We start from the raw sequence: 22,064 nt of genomic DNA, 5'->3' as shown, positions 1-22,064 counted from the left end.
TCTTTTTCACTTCACTTCTGCATGTAAACAAGATTTAAAATGTCCAAGTGCATATTCATGTCCTTGCGCATTAAAAGATGCAACTGCCTTTTCATATACAACAATTTTAAATCCTTTATTATAAGCATCTACTGCTGTATGAAGAACACAAATATCAGTGCAAACCCCTACAAGATGAACTTCTTCTATTCCTCTTTCTCTAAGCTTCATCTCTAAATCTGTTCCAGCAAATGCACTGTACCTCGTTTTGTCCATGTAGTATACATTCTCAGAATTTTTGTATGTTTCGTATACATCCTGTAATTCACCGAATAAGTCTCTTCCGTTTGTACCTGCTATATTATGAGGAGGGAATAATTTTGCTTCTGGATGATATTCATCAATTTCTTCATGTTTATCGATTGCAAACACTACGTAATCTCCATTTTCAATATATTGCTTTGTTATATGTACAAGTTCCTTCTCAATTTCTTGACCTGGTTTCCCGCAAGTTAAGGCACCTTTTTCAGCTACAAAATCATATGTATAATCGATATTAATAAGAGCTCGTTTCATAACTACTATCTCTCCCTCTCCTGTTTCACAATAAACAATAGAAAATTTGTTATTACGACATCGTATGTACTATTCGACATTTCAAATGAAATACCTACATTTTTCTTGCAAAACTTACCTTAATCTAAGCTTATCATAAAACAGATACACAATGACAAAACATGCTGTTCCTATTAGCATGTCATGGATTTGATAATTGAGCGTAACTTCAACCACCTCTTGTAAAGTAAACCAGATTATCGAAATCATCATACTAAGCAAGATGATACGAACAAATCGCTGCACACCTTCCACCTCTTTCACTTTCGTAGTAGTAAAGAGTAATTTCTTACTATTCATACGTACTAGAAAGTGAAAAAATCATTCTCAATAACCTAATTATATCCAAATTAAAAAGTACACTACTACTTGAAGTAATGTACTTTTTATCCATAATTAAGACGCTGGCTTCGTTTCAAACGTCGCTTGATTAAAGCTAATGACTTTTCCTTTTGGGTCATTATTTTCAAACTGAGCTGCAGTAATCGTATGACTACCTGTCTCAAGTGTCTTTTCTTTTAATTGTACTGTTGTCTGTGTTGTACTAGTTACTTGATGTTTATCTGCAAATATTTGATCTACAAATACGAATGTTTCTTTATCGTTTTGAAAATTAGAAAGTTCTAATTCAACTTGCTGAATTAAAGTATCTTTTTTGATAAATACAGTCGGTATATTGCCGTTTTCAGAAGTACCATCTGGTGTAATGACTTTTACTTTCCCTTCTCCAACTGGTACTGCCCCTTCAGGAAATACAACCATACTCTCATCACTCGCATTTACAACTTGTTCTTCCTGATTTGACTGTGCATCCTCTTTTTCCTTTGGAGCACCACAGCCTACTAATAACAATACAGACAATCCAGCGATTATGAATTTCTTCAAAATTCATCCCCCCTGTAATTTCATTATACAAAAATAACTTTGTAATTTTAAAACTATTTTTAACACTTTCATGAACAAATACTAGTAGCTTGCTCACGATTACTGTACCATACTTTCCTTAATAGAACATTAATTTTTTTAAAGAAATAAATAGTAATTCCACCTTATTCATCATTTTAGCCCAATTCATAAAAAAAATATCCACGCAAAATAAAAAGACATTGTTATTTCAATGTCTTTTCCACATAGCATTTAAAAAATAAATGTTGTGATCTCATCTACTTCTTTTCGAGAAAGTTTCTTCGGTTTATCTTTCGGATAGCCGAGTGAAATTACCATATTAATTTGTTTTTGAGGCTCAATTTGTAAATATTTTCGCAGTTCATCTTGAGCTAACAATACAGGTCCTGTCATTGGACAAGTGCCAAGTCCTCTCGCATGTGCAGCCAACATTAAGTTTTGTGCTGCTAGACAGCTACTCTTAATTCCCTCCTCTTCCCATACTGAATCAGGAACGAAGTCAATTGGATCAAATATCTTTTCACGAAACTTTGACTCGTACGGCGTTGCTAAACATACAATTAATACTGGCGCCTCAGAGAAAGCTGTCGCATATGGACCGAAAGAACGTGTAAGTAATTTCCCTGCTTTCTCTTCTCCATTTTCTGCTGCCTTTGCCGCAAGTTTATGTAATGCATCCCATGTCATTTGTTCAATTTCTTTAATTTTCTCTCGATTCATAATGACCAAGAACTCCCACGTTTGTGAGTTCGTATCACTCGGTGCATAACGAGCACAATCAATAATTTCTTTTATATCACTAATGGATACTTCTTGTTCTGTAAACTTTCTAACACTTCGTCTACCGTGAATTACTTCTTTAAAATCTTCATAATTCATACATTAAATCCCCTTTTTACAGCGTTTTCAAAATTTATCCTATGGTTGAATTATATCATGAAAAAAAGCTGGGGGAATACCAGCTTTTTTCCTTATTATTAATTTGTCACTTTAAACAAACTAATACTTTCTTCATATGCAGTTTGTAGTTTTTTCGTAATTGGTCCTCTTTCGCCGCTTCCAAACTTCTCATCACCAATTTGAACAACAGGGAATATTTCAAGTGGTGTCGCTGTAAAGAAGCATTCGTCAGCTTCATATACTTCTTGTAATGAGAATTCACGCTCTTCTACTTCAATATGTAAAGCTTTCGCTAATGTAATAACGTAGTGGCGAGTAATGCCGTGTAGAATAAAATTATCGGCCGGATGTGTAATTAATTTATTATTTTTCACCATAAAGAAATTCGAATGACACCCTTCTGTTACAACTCCATCTCGTACTAATATCGCTTCTTGATACCCTTGCTCGTTTATTTTATTTTTAATCATGATATTAGGTAGAAGGTTTAAAGATTTTATATGACAGAACTTCCAGCGTATATCCTCTTCTACAGTAACCTTTATTCCTTGTTCCATAGTAGCGGTAGGTCTTGGAAACGAAACAATATTCGCAAAATATGTTGGTTGTAAATCTTTTTCATACACATGATTTCGAGCTTGAGCTCCACGTGATATTTGAAGATACACATTCCCATCCTCTTGAAATTGATTTCTTTCAATCATTTGATGAAGTTCTTCAACTAACTCTTCCTTTGTAAACGGCGGAACAATTTTAATTTCCTTCATAGATTTAAAAAATCGTTCCAAATGTAAATCTAATAAATGAGGCTTCCCATCGTATAGCCTAAATACTTCATATATGCCGTCACCAAATTGGAGTCCCCGCTCTTCTAAGGCAACCATCGGCTGTTCTTCCTTCGTATTTACAATTCTTCCGTTAAACAAAATCCAATCTTTATGAGTAGCTTTCATTCCTTCCCACTCCTTTATTCCATGATTGGTTTTATTGTACAACTTATCCATACTTAAAAGAAGGAATTTTCTGCATTTAACTAAACAAAAAAGTACATCACCTATTTAAAGTGATGCACTCAATCATTCATTTATTTCAAAAAATATTTTTCAATATTGATTATATTTAATATATGATGAATCATTATACACCCACTGATTTCCACCAAGGTTCAACCAACTGTTTTGATTAATAAATACTAAATAAGATTCTGGTTTATTTAATTTACGAATAACTGAAGAAGATGTTGATGGACCACTTCTTAAATTCACATTCGTTCCTTGAATATATGCGACACCAATTGCGCTTCCATCACTATTGCTCGTCTTTACAAAATTAATATACGAAGGGTCATTATACACCCATTGTCCATTTCCTAAGTCTAACCATCCGTTACTTTCCTGATATACGACATACGATTCTGGGGAGTTTAGCTGACGAATAACTGAAGAAGACGTTGATGGGCCACTTCTTAAATTCACATTTTTCCCAAGTATATAGGCAATCCCCTTCGTTTGTGGAGTTGGCTCTGGGTTTGGAGGCTGCGGATTTGGAGCTACTCCAAAAATAGCTGCTATTCCGTTTGCATATGCTTGGCTTAAATCTTCAATAAATTGTGGATTTTTCAATAAATTAGCATCAAACGTTGTATCAATAAAGGCAGTCTCTGTTAAAATTGCATCCATTGCAGTCTCCCTTAGTACCGCATAATTTGCCTTTTTTGCTCCTCGATCACGAAGGCCGTATTTTGTTAATACAGGATTGACTGCTGCATGCATCTTTTGTTGCTTTTCATATGCGGAACTACTATTAGATAGCGCGTTGTAAATATAACTTTCAAATCCAGTGCCACCGCCACTATTAATGTGAAATGAGATAAAATAATCTGCACCAAATGAATTAGCAATATTAGCACGTTCTGATAAAGAGATAAACACATCACTATCACGTGTCATTTTAATATTGATTGGATAATTTGCAGATAAAATATCTCGCACACGTCTAGCAATTTGAAGTGTTAACTCTTTTTCCACTAACCCATTACCAACAGCACCAGAATCATATCCACCATGCCCTGCGTCTATAACAAGTTTCATATATCTTTTTCGTTCCTTTCTTTATTGTAATAAGCTTTCATTTCTACTCGTCCTATTTTATGTTAATTGTACAAGTTCCGTTACAAGTACAAATAAAACCCCCCCTTATGTAAGGGGGGTTCTATCACTTTTTTTTAACCAATTTAAAATGAATATGTATGATTGATAGTGGATGTAACGTACGCAAAATAAAAGACACAAAAGAAATATTCCAACACCGCTATATAGCAAACCAAACTTCAAAAAGATGTTCAAAAGAGGCGGGAAATGAGATGCGTTTTGTAATACAAATAACATGCAAAACAAAATTACAAACACAGGTATATATTGTAATTCATATGGCCTTCTCTTCTTATACATTTTTTTTCGAATGAAAATCTGGCATAACTCTGCTACAATAAAGCAACTTCCAACTAATGCAAGACCAGCAGTCATTGTCATACGTTCACCTACCCCATATTCATTTCATCAAGCAATCAATATTCACTATATTTTCTTTACATATATTCCATTTTCCTCAATAAAACCAGATCTCTCTATGAAAGATTTAGCTTGTTCAGTAAACATCTCTTGCAATACTTTTATTTCTTTCACATTTCTCTGTTTCATCATTTCTTCAAATGTAAAATACGTATTTGTCCCGTATCCATAACCTTGATAATCAAAATGAATAATTAACTGTGACAAAATAGCACTCTCTTCTTGAACGCTATAATCTATTACACCAATATATGTATCATCAACCTTTACACAATACTGAACCTTTTTCTCATCTAAGCTGTGTGAGTGAAACATTTCTTTTACAGCGCTTTCATTTTCTGTATTTACTTTCTCAAACGTAATCATATGTTGTCCATCCTTTTACTATTATTGTATCAATAATAAATGCAATTTATGAAAAAAACCTTAAGATCGAATGCGACCTTAAGGTTTTTTATTAAACTAAGCTATACGCACGCTTTGTTTCTTCGTGGAACTTATTCGTATCGTATTTATGCTCAACATAAATTTGATGCCATACCATAAACGCAAGTACAGTCCAAATTTTACGGCTATAATCGCCTTTATCTGCACAATGTGCTTCCAGTAAGTTTAATACATACTGTTTTTCGATTAAATGCTCAGTTTTGCTTTCTTTAATAATATTTACAGCCCAATCGTGCATTTCATCTTTTAACCAGTGACGAATTGGTACTGGGAATCCAAGCTTTTTACGATCTAACACGTGGTCCGGAACAATTCCACGAGCTGCTTCACGTAATATAGCTTTCGTTGTTCCATTTGCAATTTTAAATTCTGTCGGAATTTTAGATGCAACGTCAAATACTTCTTTATCTAAGAACGGTACACGAAGTTCTAATGAATTTGCCATCGTCATTTTATCAGCTTTTAATAAAATATCGCCGCGTAACCATGTGAACATATCAATGTACTGCATTTTACTTACATCATCATAATCTTTAATTTCGTTATACAATGGTTTCGTGATATCCATATAGTTAACACTTTCATCGTAATACTTCATTAATTCAGCTTTCTCTTCTTCACGGAAGATTTTCGCATTTCCATAGTAACGCTCTTCGATTGGCGTACATCCACGCTCTAAGAAGCTTTTTCCTTTAAACCCTTCTTTAAGAGCGCCACTTAATGCCTTTAGAACACTCTTTCCTGGGCTAGGAATGTAAGAGAACATTTTTAAAGAGTTTGGCTCACGATAAATGTTATATCCACCAAATAGCTCGTCTGCACCTTCACCAGAAAGAACAACCGTTACATGTTTACGCGCTTCTTTCGCAACGAAATACAATGGTACAGCTGCTGGATCCGCTAAAGGATCATCCATATGCCAAATGATTTTTGGGAACTCATCCATAAATTCTTGCGCTGTAATGAATACGTTATGGTTTTTAACTCCTAATTTCTCAGCAGTTTCTTTCGCAACATCAACTTCACTGAAACCGCGTTGTTCGAAACCAATAGAGAATGTTAATAGATTTGGATTCATTTCTCTTGCGATAGAAGCAATAATAGATGAATCGATACCACCAGATAAGAAAGAACCTACTGGTACATCACTACGCATATGTACTTTTACAGAATCGTATAATACATCACGAATTGCTTGGATATGCTCCTCTTTCGTTGCGCTTGAAGCGTTGAAATAAGGATTCCAATAGCGATGGATTTCCATCTCTTTACCGATTTCTTTTACGAAGTAATGACCAGGCTCAATTTTGTTAACATCAATTGTTAATGTTTCTGGCTCTGGACCATATTGGTACGTAAAGTAGTGTTGTAGTGACTTTGGGTTTACCCCTTTGTCTTCCATTACATGCATAATACTTTTCTTCTCAGATGCGAAGAATGTAGTATCACCTTGTTGTGCGATGTATAAAGGTTTAATACCGAAGTGGTCACGTGCACCGAAAAGTTTCTTTTCTTCACGATCCCAAATCATAAATGCGAACATACCACGAAGGTAGTCTACACATTTTTCTTTCATATGTGCATACAATGCAATAATAACTTCTGTATCAGATTGTGTAGCAAAAGTTGCACCTTTTTCAAGTAACATTTCACGTAGTTCTACATAATTGTAAATTTCACCATTAAAAATAATTACATATCGATCATTTTCATAAGTTAGCGGCTGATGTCCTGCCTCTAAGTCAATGATACTTAAACGGCGGAAGCCAAATTGTACATGTTCATCACGAAAATATCCTTCGTCATCTGGACCGCGGTGGAAAATCATCGTGTTCATATTTTCAAATTGATGTTTTTCTGTTTCTGAAAATCCTCTAGGGTTTTCACATAAACATCCTACAAAACCACACATACTTCTTACCCTCTTTCGGTTTTCATTCTGTTTCTATACTATATATCAACCCTATTTATACTAGCATAATCAGCTGAATATGGCGACCAAAAACTATAAAAAAATCACTCCATTTCACATTTTTAACAATTTTTTATGAAAACATGAAAATTAGGCAATCACCTTTCTCCGCTTTTGTCATATGATATTGCAAATTGATTTCTAGGAGGGAATACCATGAGTGAAGAAAAAAAAGATACTTCTCGCCCACCGGTTCGCAATTATTTAAAGCAAATTGATGATTTTTTTGAGCAAACACCACTTCGCAATGTAATCGCTGATTTGAATCATTTTTTCCAAAAAGGAAATCGTTTATTAACATTTCCTGTAGATTTATATGAAGTTGGTGAAGAACTCGTTGTTACAGCTGAACTACCGGGTATACAAAAAGAACAAATTCAAATTGAAATACAAACCGAATACTTAAAAGTCTCTGTAAAAGAAGATATCCTTGAAGAGACAGAAGAACAAACATCTCATAACTATTATCGCCGAGAACGTTCCATTTCAGAAGCAGCAAGAATGATTAAGTTACCATATTCCATTAATAAAAAAGCAGCGAAAGCTTCCTATCAAAATGGTGTGTTAGAAATTCGTGCACCGAAACTTCCGCAGCAACATGACATTTTATCTATAGACTAATGAAAAAAAGAAGGGTGCCATGCACCCTTCTTCTTTAATCCACTAACCGCTTCATATCACGTATTATATCTTCGTATGGCGTATTACTAATGCCACTATATTTTTTCATTACTTTCCCATTTTGATCAATTAAGAAAAATGATGTTCCATGAATAACTTGACCATTCTCAGGTTTATCTACAAGCGATTGGAAATTTTCTTTTGAAAACTTTGTAATATCTTCTAACGAATAACCCGTCAATAAATTCCAATTACTAGTATCTTCTGTAAACTTTTGAATGAAAGCTTTCAGATTTTCTGGCTTATCAAGGTCTGGATCTACACTAAACGATACAAACTCAACGTCTAACTTCTCTTCCTTTGCCATCTTCTGTAATTTTGCCATATTAGCAGTCATTGGCGGACAAACCGTTTGACAGTTTGTAAACATGAAATCAGCTACCCAAACTTTCCCTTTTAAATCTTTTGTACCAAACGGCTTTCCTTCTTGATTTGTAAATTGGAAAGTTTCTAAATCCCAGTTTAACGGTTTACGTAATTTTGACCCGGAACTGCTACAACCTGCAAGTACAAAGAGACAAAATATAACCATAAGACCAATTAACTTTTGATAATGCTTCATTATTAAACCTCTTTTCTCTTTCCTTAATTTATGTAAGTTATGTACATCATAACAAAAGTAAATACTATGAGAAAATTGTTTACTTCATTTGTTCACGAAATCGTACGAATTTACGTATGTTACTTCTTTATTTTAAGCTAATTACTAGACAAAATATATTTTACTACTATTATTTTTCTAAACATTATTTGCGAAACGAAGTTCATTGTTAAATTTGTAAATACCTCCCCCTATTTTTTTACAATTACTTAAACATTAATCCATGTTAAACACTGTATTCCTTAACAACATTTCGGTACAATACAACTACAACGATTTTAAATGAGGTGATGTTCATGGCAAAGCGCTATGAAAATATGGATAATGTAAGTACAAAAAAATCAATTCGCTCCTTCTTACGCTGGCGTAAAGAGAGAAAGCAAAACAAAAAAGACTTTTCTTTTTTAGTAGAACAATCACCTGTTAAACAAAGTAAATTTCTGATAAATAACTTTAAAAAAACGACTGTCACATGGATTGGTCATTCAACTTTTCTCATTCAAACGAACGGCTTAAATATTTTAACAGATCCAGTATGGGCTAATAAATTAAAGTTAGTTCCACGACTTACTGAGCCCGGGCTCACTATAAAAGAACTACCTAAAATCGATATTGTTCTTATTTCACACGGTCATTATGATCATTTAGACTTTTCATCTCTTCGTCAACTAAATGATGATGCCTTATACCTTGTTCCTATTGGGCTAAAAAAATTGTTTACTCGTAAAAAATTCACCAATGTAGAAGAATACAACTGGTGGGAAAGTACAATAATTGATGAAGTCTCTTTTCACTTCGTACCTGCCCAGCACTGGACGAGAAGAACATTATTTGATATGAACACCTCTCACTGGGGAGGATGGATCATTGATAATATGACTTCTTCAGAAACCATTTATTTTTGTGGTGATAGTGGTTATTTCCAAGGATTTAAAGAGATTGGCAAACGTTTTTCAATCGATATTGCACTTATGCCAATTGGTGCCTATGAACCAGAATGGTTTATGAAAGTGTCTCACGTTTCACCAGAAGAAGCTGTGCAAGCTTATCTAGATATAAAAGCTACACATTTCATTCCCATGCACTACGGTACTTTTGCTTTAGCAGATGAAGCACCAAGGGAAGCAGTAACACGACTACGAAATAACTGGAATTTACGAATGCTACCGTGGGAACAACTACATGTTCTCTTTTTAGGTCAAACTTTCACTTATAGCCCTATTGTCCCAGATAAAGAACCAGTAAAAATCACAGAAACTTCTCATGTATAATAGAACTAATTTTTCCGAGTAATTTATCATATACTTTAAAAAATCGAAAAGGGTGTTTTCCATGAAAGATTATTTACAGACTCGCTATATCATTAGCGGAAGCGCCTGTATTGCCCTTCTCATTTCTTACTTCATATACACATAAAAAAGCTACTTGAAAATTCATTTCAAGTAGCTTCTTTATTACTCTGCTAAATACATAAAACCAATTGCTCCTGGTCCTGTATGAGTACTGATAACTGGTGTTGTATAGAAAATCTCTGATTGAGTGAATCCATTCACTTTTTCAACAGCAGCTTTTACACTTTCTGCTAAAGGAATTGCTTTAGCATGTGGAATCGCAACAGCTTTCACCACTTTTCCAGCAGTATCCTCATCGAATATTTTAGCCAATGTTTTTACAATTTGCCCTTGGCTACGTACTTTCGTTACCGGATTATATACGCCGCCTTCTAAACTTGCGATTGGTTTAATATTAAGTAAAGAACCAATAAGTGCTTTACCTTTACCAATGCGCCCACCTTTTACTAAGTTTTCTAATGTATCTACGATTACGTATAAACGAGTATTTTTTCTCACTTCATCAATACGTTTTAAAATAGCTTCTAATGAGCTTCCTTCTCTTGCCATTTTAGCAGCCTCAATTACTTGATATGCTAATGCATGGCTAATGAATTGAGAGTCAACAACTGTTACTTTCGTATCTGTCATTGATGCAGCACTATTTGCTGTTGCAACTGTGCCACTCATTCCACCTGTCATATGAATGGAAAGCACTTCACTTCCATCTTCCCCTAACTTTTCATACATTTCTACAAATGTACCCATAGCTGGTTGTGATGTTTTTGGTAATTCTTCTGATTTCGCCATTTCTTCAATAAATTCATCTGGTTGTAAATCAACGCGATCTAAGTATGTTTGTCCATTTACAGAAATAGATAATGGTAAAACATGAATATCATACTTCTCAATCACTTCTTGAGTTAAATCTGCCGTTGAATCTGTTACAATTTTAATTTTTTGCATATCATATTCTTCCCTTTCCAATACGCTCTCCCTGTTATTATACTAGCATTCCTGATGCTTTCAACAATTTCGAATAAATTTCACCAAATTAATTATATTTTTATACCTAAAATAAAAAAGACAGAGCCTACCTAACTCTGTCCCTGCTGTATATTATGCATTCTTTTCAAGAGTATTTGTTTTATATACATTTGAATAATCATTCCACTTCAAACAACTTTGTAAATATTCACGGAAAGAGTACGAGACTCTTGGGTTTTTATGTTTTTGAATCTTTGCAATAAACAATTGAAGACGAGACTGAATTAGAAACGCTAATGGATGCTGTGTTTGTAGGACAGGGATTTCAAATATTTTAATACAATTCCCTGTTGCATGAGTGAAATAAAAACTTTTCGTAATCACAATATCAATCCTCTTTTTCGTTGGATTTTTGAACTTCCTCCACTTTATTCTTTAACACGTTTTTTAGTGTAGGTTTCCTATGAATACTAAAATATCCTTAAGCCGCCCCCGTTTAGAAGCTAATACTTCATTTATATCCACCTAATTCGAACCCTGTCCTATATATACTTTGAGACGGGAGTCTTATTACCCATATATAGCTTGATAACTTCAGTATAACCTTATAAAAATGAAAAGTTTGTCTAAATTTTGGAGATTCTATAATTTTTTCCTTCTATATATTGTATACAATTATAGCTAGAGTATAACAAATAAATTAAAAAGTGCCTTTATAACGAGGCACTTTTCGACTGTGTTTCTTCTTCTCTTTTCTGTTTTCGTTTACTAACTATCTTTGATAAAGCGATACTAATTTCATAAATGCAAATAAGCGGTACCGCTACTAAACTATGTGATAAAAAATCTGGCGGCGATATACACGATGCAATTATAATCAACACGACATAAGCATATCTTCTTATTTTTTGAAGAAATTCTGCCGTTAGAAGACCTATACTCGTTAAAAACATAACAACTACAGGTAATTCAAATATAACAGCAAACGGAACTGTTAAATTTAATACGAAATGAAAATATTTTTCCGTTGTAAACATTGTATTAAACATCTCATTACCAATTGTAGTTAGGAAATGAAATAAAAATGGCATGACGATAAAATAACCGAAAGATAGGCCTGCTATAAATAATATAGACAATACCGGTATATACATTAATGTCATTTTTTGTTCATTGGGATGTAAACCTGGTTTTACAAATAACCAAATTTGTATCGCAGCAAAAGGAATTGTACAAACGATAGCAAATACTGTAGCAATCAAGAAAAAAATCCACAACACATCACTTGGACCGAGAACAGTTAATTTCATTGGTAAATCTTTTACAAGCCAAAAATAAATATCCTTCGTAAAAGTAAATCCAATAATTAAAAATAATACAAAGGATAATACTGTATATATTACTCGTTTGCGAAGCTCAACAATATGTTCTACTACGCTCATTTCCCGATCTTCCATCTCGTTCACCACACTTTATTTATCCATTCCGAGAAAAACTTCATCATATTCTTTTATTTATTTTTTTCCTTCTCTTGAAATGCCTCATCAGTCAATTCTTTTGTTGATTTTTTAAATTCTTTTAACGTTTCCCCTAAAGCTTTCCCAATTTCCGGTAACTTTTTTGGGCCGAATAAAATTAACACTGCTACTAAAATTAAAATTAACCCTGGAAAGCCAATATTTGAAAACATTTCCCCATCCCCTTCATAAGTAGATTCCTTGTCCTACTATTCCATAAGTTCATTTTGTCAAAAAATTCCGTAAACGTCAATGTATCCGTTGTCTTTTGTCAAAAAAATTCAAAAATAAAATCAATTATACAAATATCATTTTCTATTCCTTTTGTATATGATATGGTTAAGGAAAATATAACTTATCTCAATACAGTGAAAGGGATTAACATTATGACGCAAAAAATTACAAGAATGACCCAATTTGTAAAAGAAGAAATTGTGAATGCAATTACCCATGGTATCGGTGCCATTTTAAGCATCCCTGCCTTAATCATATTAATTATTCATGCTTCCAAACATGGTACAGCATCTGCTGTTGTTGGCTTTACCGTTTATGGCGTAAGCATGTTCTTGCTATACTTATTTTCTACACTGCTACATAGTATCCATCATCCAAAAGTAGAAAAGTTATTTACCATTTTAGATCACTCCGCCATATATTTATTAATTGCCGGCACGTATACACCATTTCTACTCATTACACTGCGTGGCCCGCTCGGTTGGACTTTACTCGCAATTATTTGGACCCTTGCGATTGGTGGAATTATTTTCAAAATCTTCTTTGTTCGTCGCTTTATTAAAACATCAACATTATGTTATATCATTATGGGTTGGCTCATCATCGTTGCCATTAAACCCCTTTATGAAAATTTAACCGGTCACGGCTTCTCACTACTATTAATAGGCGGCATTTTGTATTCTGTCGGAGCTATATTCTTCCTTTGGGAAAAGCTTCCGTTCAATCATGCCATTTGGCATCTCTTCGTACTAGGCGGTAGTACAATGATGTTTTTCTGCGTACTGTTTTATGTCTTACCCGCAGCATAAAAAAAGTTTCAGCTTGTTTAAGCTGAAACTTTTTTATTACTTATGTAATTGAGATGCAATAATATCTTTTGTATGCTGGGTTAACTCTTTAGCATCCATACTTGCATATTCTTCAGGTGTAATTGGCTTAGAAATTGTTAATGTTGCATGAGCTGGTTTCATACGATTTCCATTAGCCTCAAACATCCTATATGTACCATCTAAAGTTACTGGTAATATAGATACGCCAGATTTTACTGCAAGGTGAAAACTCCCTGCTTTAAACTCACCGATTTCGCCACCCTTACTTCTCGTTCCCTCTGGAAAAATTACGATAGAATGTCCGTTCTTTAACAGTTCAATTCCATCTTTAATTGCCTTAAGAGATTGACGGCGATCACTGCGGTCCATGAACACACAATTCATTAGTTCCATCCACGTTGGTACAACCGGAAACTTTTTAATTTCCGCTTTTGAAACGAATCCAATTGGCTTATTTAAGTAACCTAGTAAAACAGGAATATCCATATTACTTTGATGATTACTTACAACTAGTACCGGCTTGTCTTTCGGAACATTTTCAAGTCCCTTTACTTCTACAGTCGATCCAGTTACACCCACCATTTTCTTACCAAACCAGTTTGTGGTTTTATACACAACACTATCTTTTTCTTGCGGTGACATCGTATTTACTTTTCTTTTTATACGCCACAACCTTGGTGTAATCGCAATTACGATTAAAATTAAATAAAAGATTTTAAAAAACGTTTGAATCATACAGAACCCCCACCTATTATCATTCCGACCTTCATTATACTAGACAAACGAAGGAAAAAGAAGAAAAAATGTCCAAACAACAAGTGTTTGGACATTTTGAAGTTTTCTATATTAGAAACGTTTTGCTAATTCGCGTGCATTTACAATTGCTGCTTCTTTAATGTCTTGTGCTTTTTCAGGATTTGCATTCATTCCTTCAACTGCAATATATTCAGTGTCTGATACACCCATGAATCCTAATACTGCATTTAAGTGATTGCGACCGAAGTCCATAGATGCGTATGCTCCTTCAGAGTAAACGCCGCCTGTAGCTTGAATATGAAGTGCTTTTTTGCCTTCTAGTAAGCCCACTGGACCATTTTCAGTATATTTGAATGTTTTACCTGCGATTGATAAGTTATCTAAGTATGCTTTCACTACTGCTGGGTAGCTGAAGTTCCACATTGGAGTTACGAATACATAACGATCTGCATGCATAAATGTTTCTAAGTTTGTGTTCATTGCTGCAACTTTTTGTTGTTGAACTTCTGTTAAAGTTTCAAAGCCTTCACCTGCTGCAAATTTACCCCAAGCACCAAATACATCTGCATCAATTGCTGGTACAGTAGTATTGAATAAATCAACTGTTACAACTTCGTCTTGTGGATGCTCGTGTTTATAAGCTTCGATGAAAGCTTCTCCTACTGCCATTCCGAAAGAACCTTCTGCTGAATTTGGGTTTGCTGTAATAAATAGTACTTTTGTCATTGTATTCTCTCCCTTTAATTTTATCTTTAATTTGAGATTTATAATTTGAAAGTAAATAACTTACCTTATGTAAGTATGATATAAAAACTTTCAACTAATGTCAATTAAAAATAGCTGCTTTTTTTTCGTAAGTTAATAATTTATATTGCTTCTTCTTGTTTTTGTATATAAATATTAAGATTTTAACCAAAATAAAAAAACTACCTCCATATTTCATGGAGATAGTTTTCATCAATTATTACTTTTGAAAAACATGTTTCACTTTTTCAGCTGGAATGTTACTTCCGCCTCTACCTTTTACATCTTCAATCATCATTGTAATGACCATATCTGGTGAATTTAAATCAAATGCAGCGAACCAGCCTAGTTCTTTTCCTTCGGCCTCTTTAGATACTTTTAATTCCGCTGTACCTGTTTTTCCAGCAAGAGTCATTCCATCAATTTTAGCAATTTTCCCTGTACCATCTGGATCATTAATTACTTTTGTTAAAGCCGTTTTCAATATATCTTGATTTCCTTTAGAAATCACATTTTCCTTCCAAGCTTTTGGTTGTTTATCTGTTTTAATGATATACGGCGTGGGAATCGTTCCATCATTTACAATTGGCGCATACGTTAAAGCTAAATGAAGAGGAGTCATTAACACTTGTCCTTGTCCATAACCTGTGTCTGCCATTTGAATATCATTTTTAATACCATCATTTGCGATTTTAGAAGCTGGGAATCCATATTCAATTGGTAATTTCTCATCGAATCCGAATTTTTTTGCTTCACTCATAAATTTGTCTTTTCCGATTTTCATAGCTTCTTGCGCGAAATAAATATTATCCGAGTATTTCATCGCCTTATCAAAATCAATCGGATTCGCATCTTTCACACGTGTTACATAATAATTACCCCAAGAAGAATCTTTTGTCCATTTCAATCCTTCAATTTTCAACTCTTCTTTTGGATCAATTGTTTTCGTTTCAAGACCGATTGCACCTGTAATCGGCTTAAATACAGAACCTGGAACCGATAATTGTGTAAATCGATTCGTCATTGGTTTTTTCGGGTCATTATTCCAAGCTTCACGTTGAGCTTTTGATGTCCCTCTCGCAATAAGATTAGGATCGTATGCTGGACTACTTACAAGTGCAATCGTTTCCCCGCTTTTCGGGTTAATTGCAGCACTTGATCCAGCCTCTCCTTTCATTTCATTATAAATTTTTTCTTGAGTAGCACTATCAATAGTTAAAGTTACATTTTCTCCATCAACAGCATCTGTTTTCACTAAATTTTTAATTTCTTTTCCTTGCGCATCTTCCATGAAGACACGGCCACCTTTTTTCCCGCGTAGCTGTTCTTCCAATACTTGCTCTAAACCAGCTTTACCAACTGGCTCATCGGCTTGATAGCCTTTCTTTTGTAGCGTTTTTAAATCTTCAGCATTCACCTTTCCGATATAACCAGTTAGATGAGCTGCTGCTTCCCCTAACGGATATGTACGAACATTTACAGGTTTTGTTGCTACACCTGGTAAATCAATGTAGGTATTTTGCGTTGCTCCCTCAGGCAAAATTCCAATTGGTACGAGATACCCTGGTTTTACCCATTTAGCAGCTAGTTTTTGATCAATTTCTTCTACAGACATATTTAACAACTTCGCTACCGTTTCCTTCGTTTGCGGAGCAGCATCCCCTAACTTTTCAGGAATCATTCCGATTTCAGAAGCTTTACCATTCGTCGCAAGACCTTTTCCATTACGATCGTAAACTTCACCACGTTTTGGTTGTGTTGTCTGCATACGCACTTTACTATCTTTTGTCATGCCAGGGAAAATGAAATCAGGAGTCCAATCTATTTTCCAAGACTCTTTATCCCCATCTTTTTCTTTCACCATTTTTGCTTCATGGCCAAAAGTGATTTTACCACCAACTGTATCCATGCTTACTTTAAAAGGAACAGGGCCTTCATCTTTTTTATCTTCTTTTACTTCCCCTGTTTCTACCTTTAAGTCTTTCACTTCAATACCAGAATAAATCTTTTCATATTTCTCAGTAAACTCTTTCTGTGAAATATCTTTTTTTGCATTTTCTGATAATTGATCATACATATCTGCAAATTTTTGTTTATTCCATGCTTTTACATATGTATCAAACGCTTCTTGTGGTTTTTCTTCTTTGCCGCATCCGACTAACATGAATGTTAAGCAAAGAAATAGAATCCCCCATATCTTTCTCAATCGATTCTCCTCCTCTTTCTACATGAATACTTTTGAAAATTTTAGCATATTTTACATGCTATATTTCATTATAGCACTATCGAATATCATCTATAAACTTATATTGATGGATACAAATAAAAAGATTGATGTGGATTTTCACATCAATCTTTATTATTATTGTTGCTTCTCATATACATGGTAGTAGTACGTATACGGATTTTTTTCATCTGTTAAACCTTTTTCAACAAAAACTTCTTTCCAATTTGTCATATCCATTTCTGGGAAGAATGTATCACCTTCAAATGCATGGTGGATTTTTGTTATATATAACTTGTCTACGTAAGGTAAAAAGAGATCATAAATTTGCGCTCCGCCAAAAATAAAAATCTCCTCTTCATTTTTACATAGTTCAAACACTTCTTCTACGGTATGAGCAACTTCACAACCTTCTACATGGTAATCACCGTTACGTGTTACGATAATATTACGTCTTCCTGGAAGCGGTCTACCAATCGCTTCATAGTTTTTTCTTCCCATAATAAGCGGATGGCCCATCGTCGTTTTCTTCACGTATTGTAATTCACTCGGTAAACGCCAAGGTAAGTTATTATCTTTCCCAATTACTCTATTCTCGTCCATTGCGACCATAAATGAAACAATCATTTTGTCATCTCCTCTACAATTACACTGCAACCGGTGCTTTAATTGCTGGATGCGGATCATATCCTTCAATAGTTAAATCTTCCATTTCAAAATCAAACACAGATTTTACATCTGGATTTAATGTAAGTTTCGGGAATAGACGTGGTTCACGTGCCAATTGCTTTTCTACTTGTTCAAAATGATTTGTATAAATGTGTGCATCTCCAATTGTATGAACAAATTCTCCTACTTCAAGACCACATTCATGTGCAATTAAATGTGTTAGCAATGAGTAACTTGCAATGTTAAATGGAATTCCAAGGAATATATCTCCACTTCTTTGATATAGCTGACAAGAAAGTTTTCCGTCCGCTACATAAAATTGAAATAGCGTATGACAAGGCGGTAAAGCCATACTTGGTACATCTTCAGGATTCCAAGCAGAAACAATTAAGCGACGTGAATCTGGCGTTTTCTTAATCATTTCAATTACATCTTTTAGCTGATCAAGTGTTTCACCAGCTGTCGTTTTCCAAGCACGCCATTGTTTTCCGTATACGTCTCCTAAATATCCAAATTTCGTTGAAAATTCATCGTCTTCTAAAACGTTCTTTTTAAACAATTCCATTTGCTCATCGTATTGCTGCTTAAATTCCTCATCTTGTTGTGAGCGAAGACCGAAATCTGTCATATCAGGGCCAGTATACTCATCGCTTTCTACCCAGCTCTTAAACGCCCATTCATTCCAAATATTATTATTATGTTGCAATAAATAACGAATATTTGTATCACCTTTCATAAACCAAAGCAGTTCACTTGCTACAAGGCGAAATGGTACTCTCTTTGTCGTTAATAAAGGAAATCCTTTACTCAGATCAAAACGCATTTGATATCCAAATACAGATACTGTTCCTGTCCCTGTACGATCTTCTTTCTTCGTACCGTGCTCCATTACATGGCGGCATAAATTTAAGTATTCATATTCAGCATGTTTCATATGTAGAAAAACCTTCTTTCAATCTTATATGCAATTTATCATAACATGAAAAACAGCGAATTTAATAATCTTGATAAATAAAAATTATTTCAGTAATTCTTACAAAATTATTAACTTTCCACATTTATAAAGGTTTTCATTTTCTATTACCGAAAGTATAGTGCGGTAGGATAAAATTTATATTTGGAGGTTAGAAGTATGTCTAAAATTGAAACTCCTGTTATGACTTCTTTACAAACAACGGTTGAAAAAATGATGAAGGATTTAAATGTTCCTGGTGCTGCTGTAGCTGTTATCAAAGACGGTGAAGTTATTATTTCGGAAGGTTTCGGCTATCGTAATATAGAGACAAAAGAGGCTGTTACACCGAGTACTCGGTTCGCAATTGGTTCCTCAACGAAAGCTTTTGGCACACTTTCATTAAGTTTATTAGCACAGCAAAAAAAGTTTAATTGGGATACTCCTGTCCAGAGTTATATACCTAACTTCTCTTTATCTGAACTACTTGCTAGCTCACAAGTTACAGGACGAGACTTAGCTTCTCATCGTACTGGGGTAAGTCGTCATGATGCTCTTTGGTACAGCTCTTCTTTAACTCGAAAAGATATAGTAGAAAAAATAAAACATTTATCACTTGATGCTCCGTTCCGCACAGCATTTCTTTATAACAACTTAATGTATGCGACAATTAGTTATATTGTAGAAAACATTACGAATCAAACATGGGAACAATATGTTACAGAACATATTTTAGAGCCTTTAAATATGGATCAAACAAACTTCTCTGTTACAGACTCACAAAATACAGATAATCACGCTTTACCTTACGTTGAAAATGACGGTGAAATAAAAGAAGTTCCATTCCGTAACATTGATACAGTTGGCGCTGCTGGGTGTATTAATTCTACAATTGAAGATATGGCAAATTGGGTACTTCTTCACTTAAACGAAGGAAAGTTTGGAGATCATGAATTAATCTCCTCTGAATTATTACAACAAATGTATACACCACACAATTCCATTCCAGATCAACCAGTTCTATCACTCCCTGAATCTCCATTAAATAGTTACGGCCTTGGTTGGTTTATTAGCGCTTATCGTGGTAATAAAGTGATTCATCATGGCGGTAATATTGATGGATTTTCGGCACTTGTTTCATTCATGCCAAAAGAAAATGTAGGCCTTGTCATTTTAACGAATGCTGGAGGCACATTACTCCCTACTTATCTTGCTAACCAAATTTATGACGATCTACTTGAATTAGAAGGCATCGATTGGCATAAACGTGCTGTAGAAGATACTAAAAAAATGAAGGAAATGATGAAAGAAGCAACTGAATCCCTTCCTGAACAAATTAAAGGGACTGCACCTTCTCACAAATCAGAGGACTACACTGGTACTTTTGAGCATCCTGCTTATGGAGCATTACAAGTATATAAACGGGATGATTCATTACACGTACAATTTATGGAGATGGAGATTCAATTACAGCATCATCATTACGACATTTTCTCCGCACCAGTTGACTTGTTCCAAGCAAAAATGAATCTATTATTTGCATATGAAATGAATGTGAATGGTGAATTCCCATCACTTCAGTTACATGTGCCCGCTATGCTAAGTACTCAGCCGCTTACATTTACTAAAATTGAATAGTTAATTTCATAGAGGGAAGCTTTCGCTTCCCTCTATTTTTTCACAATTAAAAATCCCATCAAAAATTGATATTCTCCCTACCTCCCACTATGTTTTAATATAAAATTCCCCATCTCAATTGCTAAATCTTCACTTTGAGGGTAGACACCTACATTATCTCCATAAGCGTGCCCTAAACCACGATAAAGAACTGTTTCAGTATCCACTCCTTTTTTAGTCAATTTAGCTGCATACGCTAAACATTCAATCATTAAAAAATCATGCTCTCCTACCGTAATAAATGTACTTGGATAGTCTGAGGATACATCAATATATGGACTTAAATACTTAGAATTAATTTCTTTCGTACCAAGTACTTCTGACATACCTCCAACCATTGAATGCATAATAGTAAGCATTTTTTCTAATCCTTTTTTATACTTTGGAGCAATTTCATATTTATCTATACTCCAAGAATAAAATTCATCTTCATAATCACACATATTAATTGTAGGATACAGTAGCAACTGTCCCTTCACATACTTCCTACCATCTTCCAAATCTCTAGTTGTACAATACTGTGTTAAGTTCCCTCCTGCACTATCACCTGCCACAAAAATATTATTTTTATCACCGCCTAATGTACCAGCATTCTCATAAATCCACTTTAAAGTTGTGTAACAGTCTGTATGCCCAGTTGGAAAAGGATTTTCTGGAGCTAATCGATAATCTACAGAAACGGCTAGTATTTCTGTTTTCTCTACAATTAATTTCACAAGTTCTTCAACCACATCTGGTGATCCCGCCATGAATCCGCCACCATGAATGAAGTATAGAATTGGTGCATTCTCTCGTTTAGAACTACTATTATAAATTCTGATTGGAATATCAAATCCATCTTCTGCTTTCACAGTTTTATGCATAATATTAATGTCTTTAGTGACAATGGGAACACTTTTAATCGTATTAAATTGCTTCCTCATACTCTTTACTGATTTTTCAGAAGCATCCATTTTCATCATATTTTTAGGCATAAACCTCATTACATTCATTTGAACCTTCATGTCCTTATAAAGACGTGGATCCATCGCACCTTTTTCATCACAATCTGGTATGTTTTTTACTAAGACTTTTGCCCCCTGCACATTGATGGTTTCTTGTTTTTCTTGAATTTCTTCTAATAAGTCTAAGTCATATTTTCTAGTCATCTAATATTTCTCCCCTCTAAATTCAAGCGCTTTCATCATTCGAGATTATATAACTTCCCGTTTACTAAATAAAAATACGTTCCATGTACAAAATGTACCATGGAACGTATTTTTATTGTTGTTCATATTTGATTCGATTATTGTCATTTTTTGATATGATTTTCTTCCTATACTGTAATGGTGTGTATCCATATTTGTCTTTAAACTGTGAAATAAACGATTTTACATTGGGAAATCCGTGTTTTACTGCTATATCCTGTATAGAATTTGTACTTTTAATAATATCTTCATAAGCTTTATAGAGCCTGTATCTCGTTAAAAAAG

25 protein-coding genes are annotated in these 22,064 nt (G+C 34.2%); 4 read left to right on the top strand and 21 right to left on the bottom strand.

Going from position 1 to position 22,064, the window contains the following annotated elements:
* Window positions 1-6: 6 nt before the first annotated feature.
* The 9 genes from ACFWDE_RS23215 to asnB form a co-directional block, all read right to left on the bottom strand.
* Entirely contained in the window at window positions 7-555 is a 549-nt protein-coding gene (locus tag ACFWDE_RS23215) for a cysteine hydrolase family protein (protein ID WP_377894973.1), read from the bottom strand.
* Window positions 556-669: 114 nt separating this feature from the next.
* Window positions 670-894, bottom strand: a complete 225-nt coding sequence (locus ACFWDE_RS23210) for a hypothetical protein (RefSeq protein ID WP_377894972.1) — start codon at window positions 892-894, stop codon at window positions 670-672.
* Window positions 895-990: 96 nt separating this feature from the next.
* Complete coding sequence (locus tag ACFWDE_RS23205; RefSeq protein ID WP_002148232.1) at window positions 991-1,479, bottom strand: putative periplasmic lipoprotein; 489 nt, start codon at window positions 1,477-1,479, stop codon at window positions 991-993.
* A 252-nt stretch (window positions 1,480-1,731) separates the two neighbouring features.
* On the bottom strand, window positions 1,732-2,379 hold the full coding sequence (locus tag ACFWDE_RS23200) for a nitroreductase family protein (RefSeq protein WP_377894970.1): 648 nt from the start codon (window positions 2,377-2,379) through the stop codon (window positions 1,732-1,734).
* Between the two features lie 98 nt (window positions 2,380-2,477).
* Window positions 2,478-3,353 carry a D-amino-acid transaminase gene (gene dat / locus ACFWDE_RS23195; RefSeq protein ID WP_377894969.1) on the bottom strand — a complete coding sequence of 292 codons (876 nt, stop codon included), beginning with the start codon at window positions 3,351-3,353 and terminating at the stop codon, window positions 2,478-2,480.
* A gap of 150 nt (window positions 3,354-3,503) precedes the next feature.
* The gene (locus tag ACFWDE_RS23190) at window positions 3,504-4,490 is read right to left on the bottom strand and encodes an N-acetylmuramoyl-L-alanine amidase (RefSeq protein WP_377894967.1); all 987 of its coding nucleotides are present in this window, start codon (window positions 4,488-4,490) and stop codon (window positions 3,504-3,506) included.
* 105 nt (window positions 4,491-4,595) lie between these two features.
* Window positions 4,596-4,931, bottom strand: a complete 336-nt coding sequence (locus ACFWDE_RS23185; protein ID WP_377894966.1) for a hypothetical protein — start codon at window positions 4,929-4,931, stop codon at window positions 4,596-4,598.
* A gap of 45 nt (window positions 4,932-4,976) precedes the next feature.
* Window positions 4,977-5,336: a GNAT family N-acetyltransferase gene (locus ACFWDE_RS23180; RefSeq protein ID WP_377894965.1), complete on the bottom strand. Its 360-nt coding sequence runs from the start codon at window positions 5,334-5,336 to the stop codon at window positions 4,977-4,979.
* 91 nt (window positions 5,337-5,427) lie between these two features.
* The gene (gene asnB, locus ACFWDE_RS23175) at window positions 5,428-7,329 is read right to left on the bottom strand and encodes an asparagine synthase (glutamine-hydrolyzing) (RefSeq protein ID WP_002148240.1); all 1,902 of its coding nucleotides are present in this window, start codon (window positions 7,327-7,329) and stop codon (window positions 5,428-5,430) included.
* Window positions 7,330-7,545: 216 nt separating this feature from the next.
* Between asnB and ACFWDE_RS23170 the strand changes: the two genes are divergently transcribed.
* Entirely contained in the window at window positions 7,546-8,010 is a 465-nt protein-coding gene (locus ACFWDE_RS23170) for an Hsp20/alpha crystallin family protein (protein ID WP_377894963.1), read from the top strand.
* A 34-nt stretch (window positions 8,011-8,044) separates the two neighbouring features.
* Here ACFWDE_RS23170 and ACFWDE_RS23165 read toward each other — a convergent pair whose 3' ends face one another.
* Window positions 8,045-8,632 (bottom strand): SCO family protein, encoded by a 588-nt coding sequence (locus ACFWDE_RS23165; RefSeq protein WP_377894961.1) that lies wholly within the window; start codon window positions 8,630-8,632, stop codon window positions 8,045-8,047.
* A 335-nt stretch (window positions 8,633-8,967) separates the two neighbouring features.
* Between ACFWDE_RS23165 and ACFWDE_RS23160 the strand changes: the two genes are divergently transcribed.
* A complete protein-coding gene (locus ACFWDE_RS23160; RefSeq protein ID WP_377894959.1) occupies window positions 8,968-9,942 on the top strand; it encodes an MBL fold metallo-hydrolase in 975 nt (324 codons plus the stop codon).
* 183 nt (window positions 9,943-10,125) lie between these two features.
* Here the strand turns inward: ACFWDE_RS23160 and ACFWDE_RS23155 are convergent, their stop codons facing one another.
* The 4 genes from ACFWDE_RS23155 to ACFWDE_RS23140 form a co-directional block, all read right to left on the bottom strand.
* Entirely contained in the window at window positions 10,126-10,968 is an 843-nt protein-coding gene (locus ACFWDE_RS23155) for a DegV family protein (RefSeq protein ID WP_377894958.1), read from the bottom strand.
* 153 nt (window positions 10,969-11,121) lie between these two features.
* Complete coding sequence (locus ACFWDE_RS23150) at window positions 11,122-11,373, bottom strand: DUF2535 family protein (RefSeq protein WP_002158010.1); 252 nt, start codon at window positions 11,371-11,373, stop codon at window positions 11,122-11,124.
* Between the two features lie 329 nt (window positions 11,374-11,702).
* Window positions 11,703-12,446, bottom strand: coding sequence for a twin-arginine translocase subunit TatC (tatC, locus tag ACFWDE_RS23145; protein WP_033714706.1), 744 nt, complete (start codon window positions 12,444-12,446; stop codon window positions 11,703-11,705).
* Window positions 12,447-12,499: 53 nt separating this feature from the next.
* Window positions 12,500-12,679, bottom strand: a complete 180-nt coding sequence (locus ACFWDE_RS23140; protein WP_002012719.1) for a twin-arginine translocase TatA/TatE family subunit — start codon at window positions 12,677-12,679, stop codon at window positions 12,500-12,502.
* A gap of 213 nt (window positions 12,680-12,892) precedes the next feature.
* Here ACFWDE_RS23140 and trhA point away from each other — a divergent pair, with 213 nt between their 5' ends.
* Window positions 12,893-13,549, top strand: coding sequence for a PAQR family membrane homeostasis protein TrhA (gene trhA / locus ACFWDE_RS23135; protein ID WP_377894957.1), 657 nt, complete (start codon window positions 12,893-12,895; stop codon window positions 13,547-13,549).
* A gap of 36 nt (window positions 13,550-13,585) precedes the next feature.
* Here trhA and ACFWDE_RS23130 read toward each other — a convergent pair whose 3' ends face one another.
* The 5 genes from ACFWDE_RS23130 to ACFWDE_RS23110 form a co-directional block, all read right to left on the bottom strand.
* Window positions 13,586-14,305, bottom strand: a complete 720-nt coding sequence (locus ACFWDE_RS23130; protein WP_377894955.1) for a lysophospholipid acyltransferase family protein — start codon at window positions 14,303-14,305, stop codon at window positions 13,586-13,588.
* Between the two features lie 111 nt (window positions 14,306-14,416).
* On the bottom strand, window positions 14,417-15,052 hold the full coding sequence (locus tag ACFWDE_RS23125) for an FMN-dependent NADH-azoreductase (protein WP_377894954.1): 636 nt from the start codon (window positions 15,050-15,052) through the stop codon (window positions 14,417-14,419).
* A 238-nt stretch (window positions 15,053-15,290) separates the two neighbouring features.
* Window positions 15,291-17,276, bottom strand: coding sequence for a penicillin-binding protein 3 (pbpC, locus tag ACFWDE_RS23120; RefSeq protein ID WP_377894952.1), 1,986 nt, complete (start codon window positions 17,274-17,276; stop codon window positions 15,291-15,293).
* A 156-nt stretch (window positions 17,277-17,432) separates the two neighbouring features.
* On the bottom strand, window positions 17,433-17,921 hold the full coding sequence (locus tag ACFWDE_RS23115; RefSeq protein WP_002148257.1) for a dihydrofolate reductase: 489 nt from the start codon (window positions 17,919-17,921) through the stop codon (window positions 17,433-17,435).
* Window positions 17,922-17,940: 19 nt separating this feature from the next.
* Window positions 17,941-18,897, bottom strand: a complete 957-nt coding sequence (locus ACFWDE_RS23110; protein WP_002148258.1) for a thymidylate synthase — start codon at window positions 18,895-18,897, stop codon at window positions 17,941-17,943.
* 198 nt (window positions 18,898-19,095) lie between these two features.
* On the opposite strand from ACFWDE_RS23110, the gene ACFWDE_RS23105 reads away from it, so the two are divergent.
* Window positions 19,096-20,553: a serine hydrolase gene (locus ACFWDE_RS23105; RefSeq protein ID WP_002148259.1), complete on the top strand. Its 1,458-nt coding sequence runs from the start codon at window positions 19,096-19,098 to the stop codon at window positions 20,551-20,553.
* 77 nt (window positions 20,554-20,630) lie between these two features.
* Here ACFWDE_RS23105 and ACFWDE_RS23100 read toward each other — a convergent pair whose 3' ends face one another.
* A complete protein-coding gene (locus ACFWDE_RS23100) occupies window positions 20,631-21,740 on the bottom strand; it encodes an alpha/beta hydrolase (RefSeq protein ID WP_377894949.1) in 1,110 nt (369 codons plus the stop codon).
* Between the two features lie 112 nt (window positions 21,741-21,852).
* On the bottom strand, window positions 21,853-22,064 hold a 212-nt coding region (locus ACFWDE_RS23095; RefSeq protein WP_377894947.1), incomplete at its 5' end, for a helix-turn-helix domain-containing protein.

The sequence above is a fragment of the Bacillus sp. NPDC060175 genome (assembly GCF_042728695.1).
Classification (GTDB): domain Bacteria; phylum Bacillota; class Bacilli; order Bacillales; family Bacillaceae_G; genus Bacillus_A.
The sequence above is the reverse complement of the archived record's forward strand: the minus strand, read 5'-3'. Positions and strand labels throughout refer to the sequence as shown.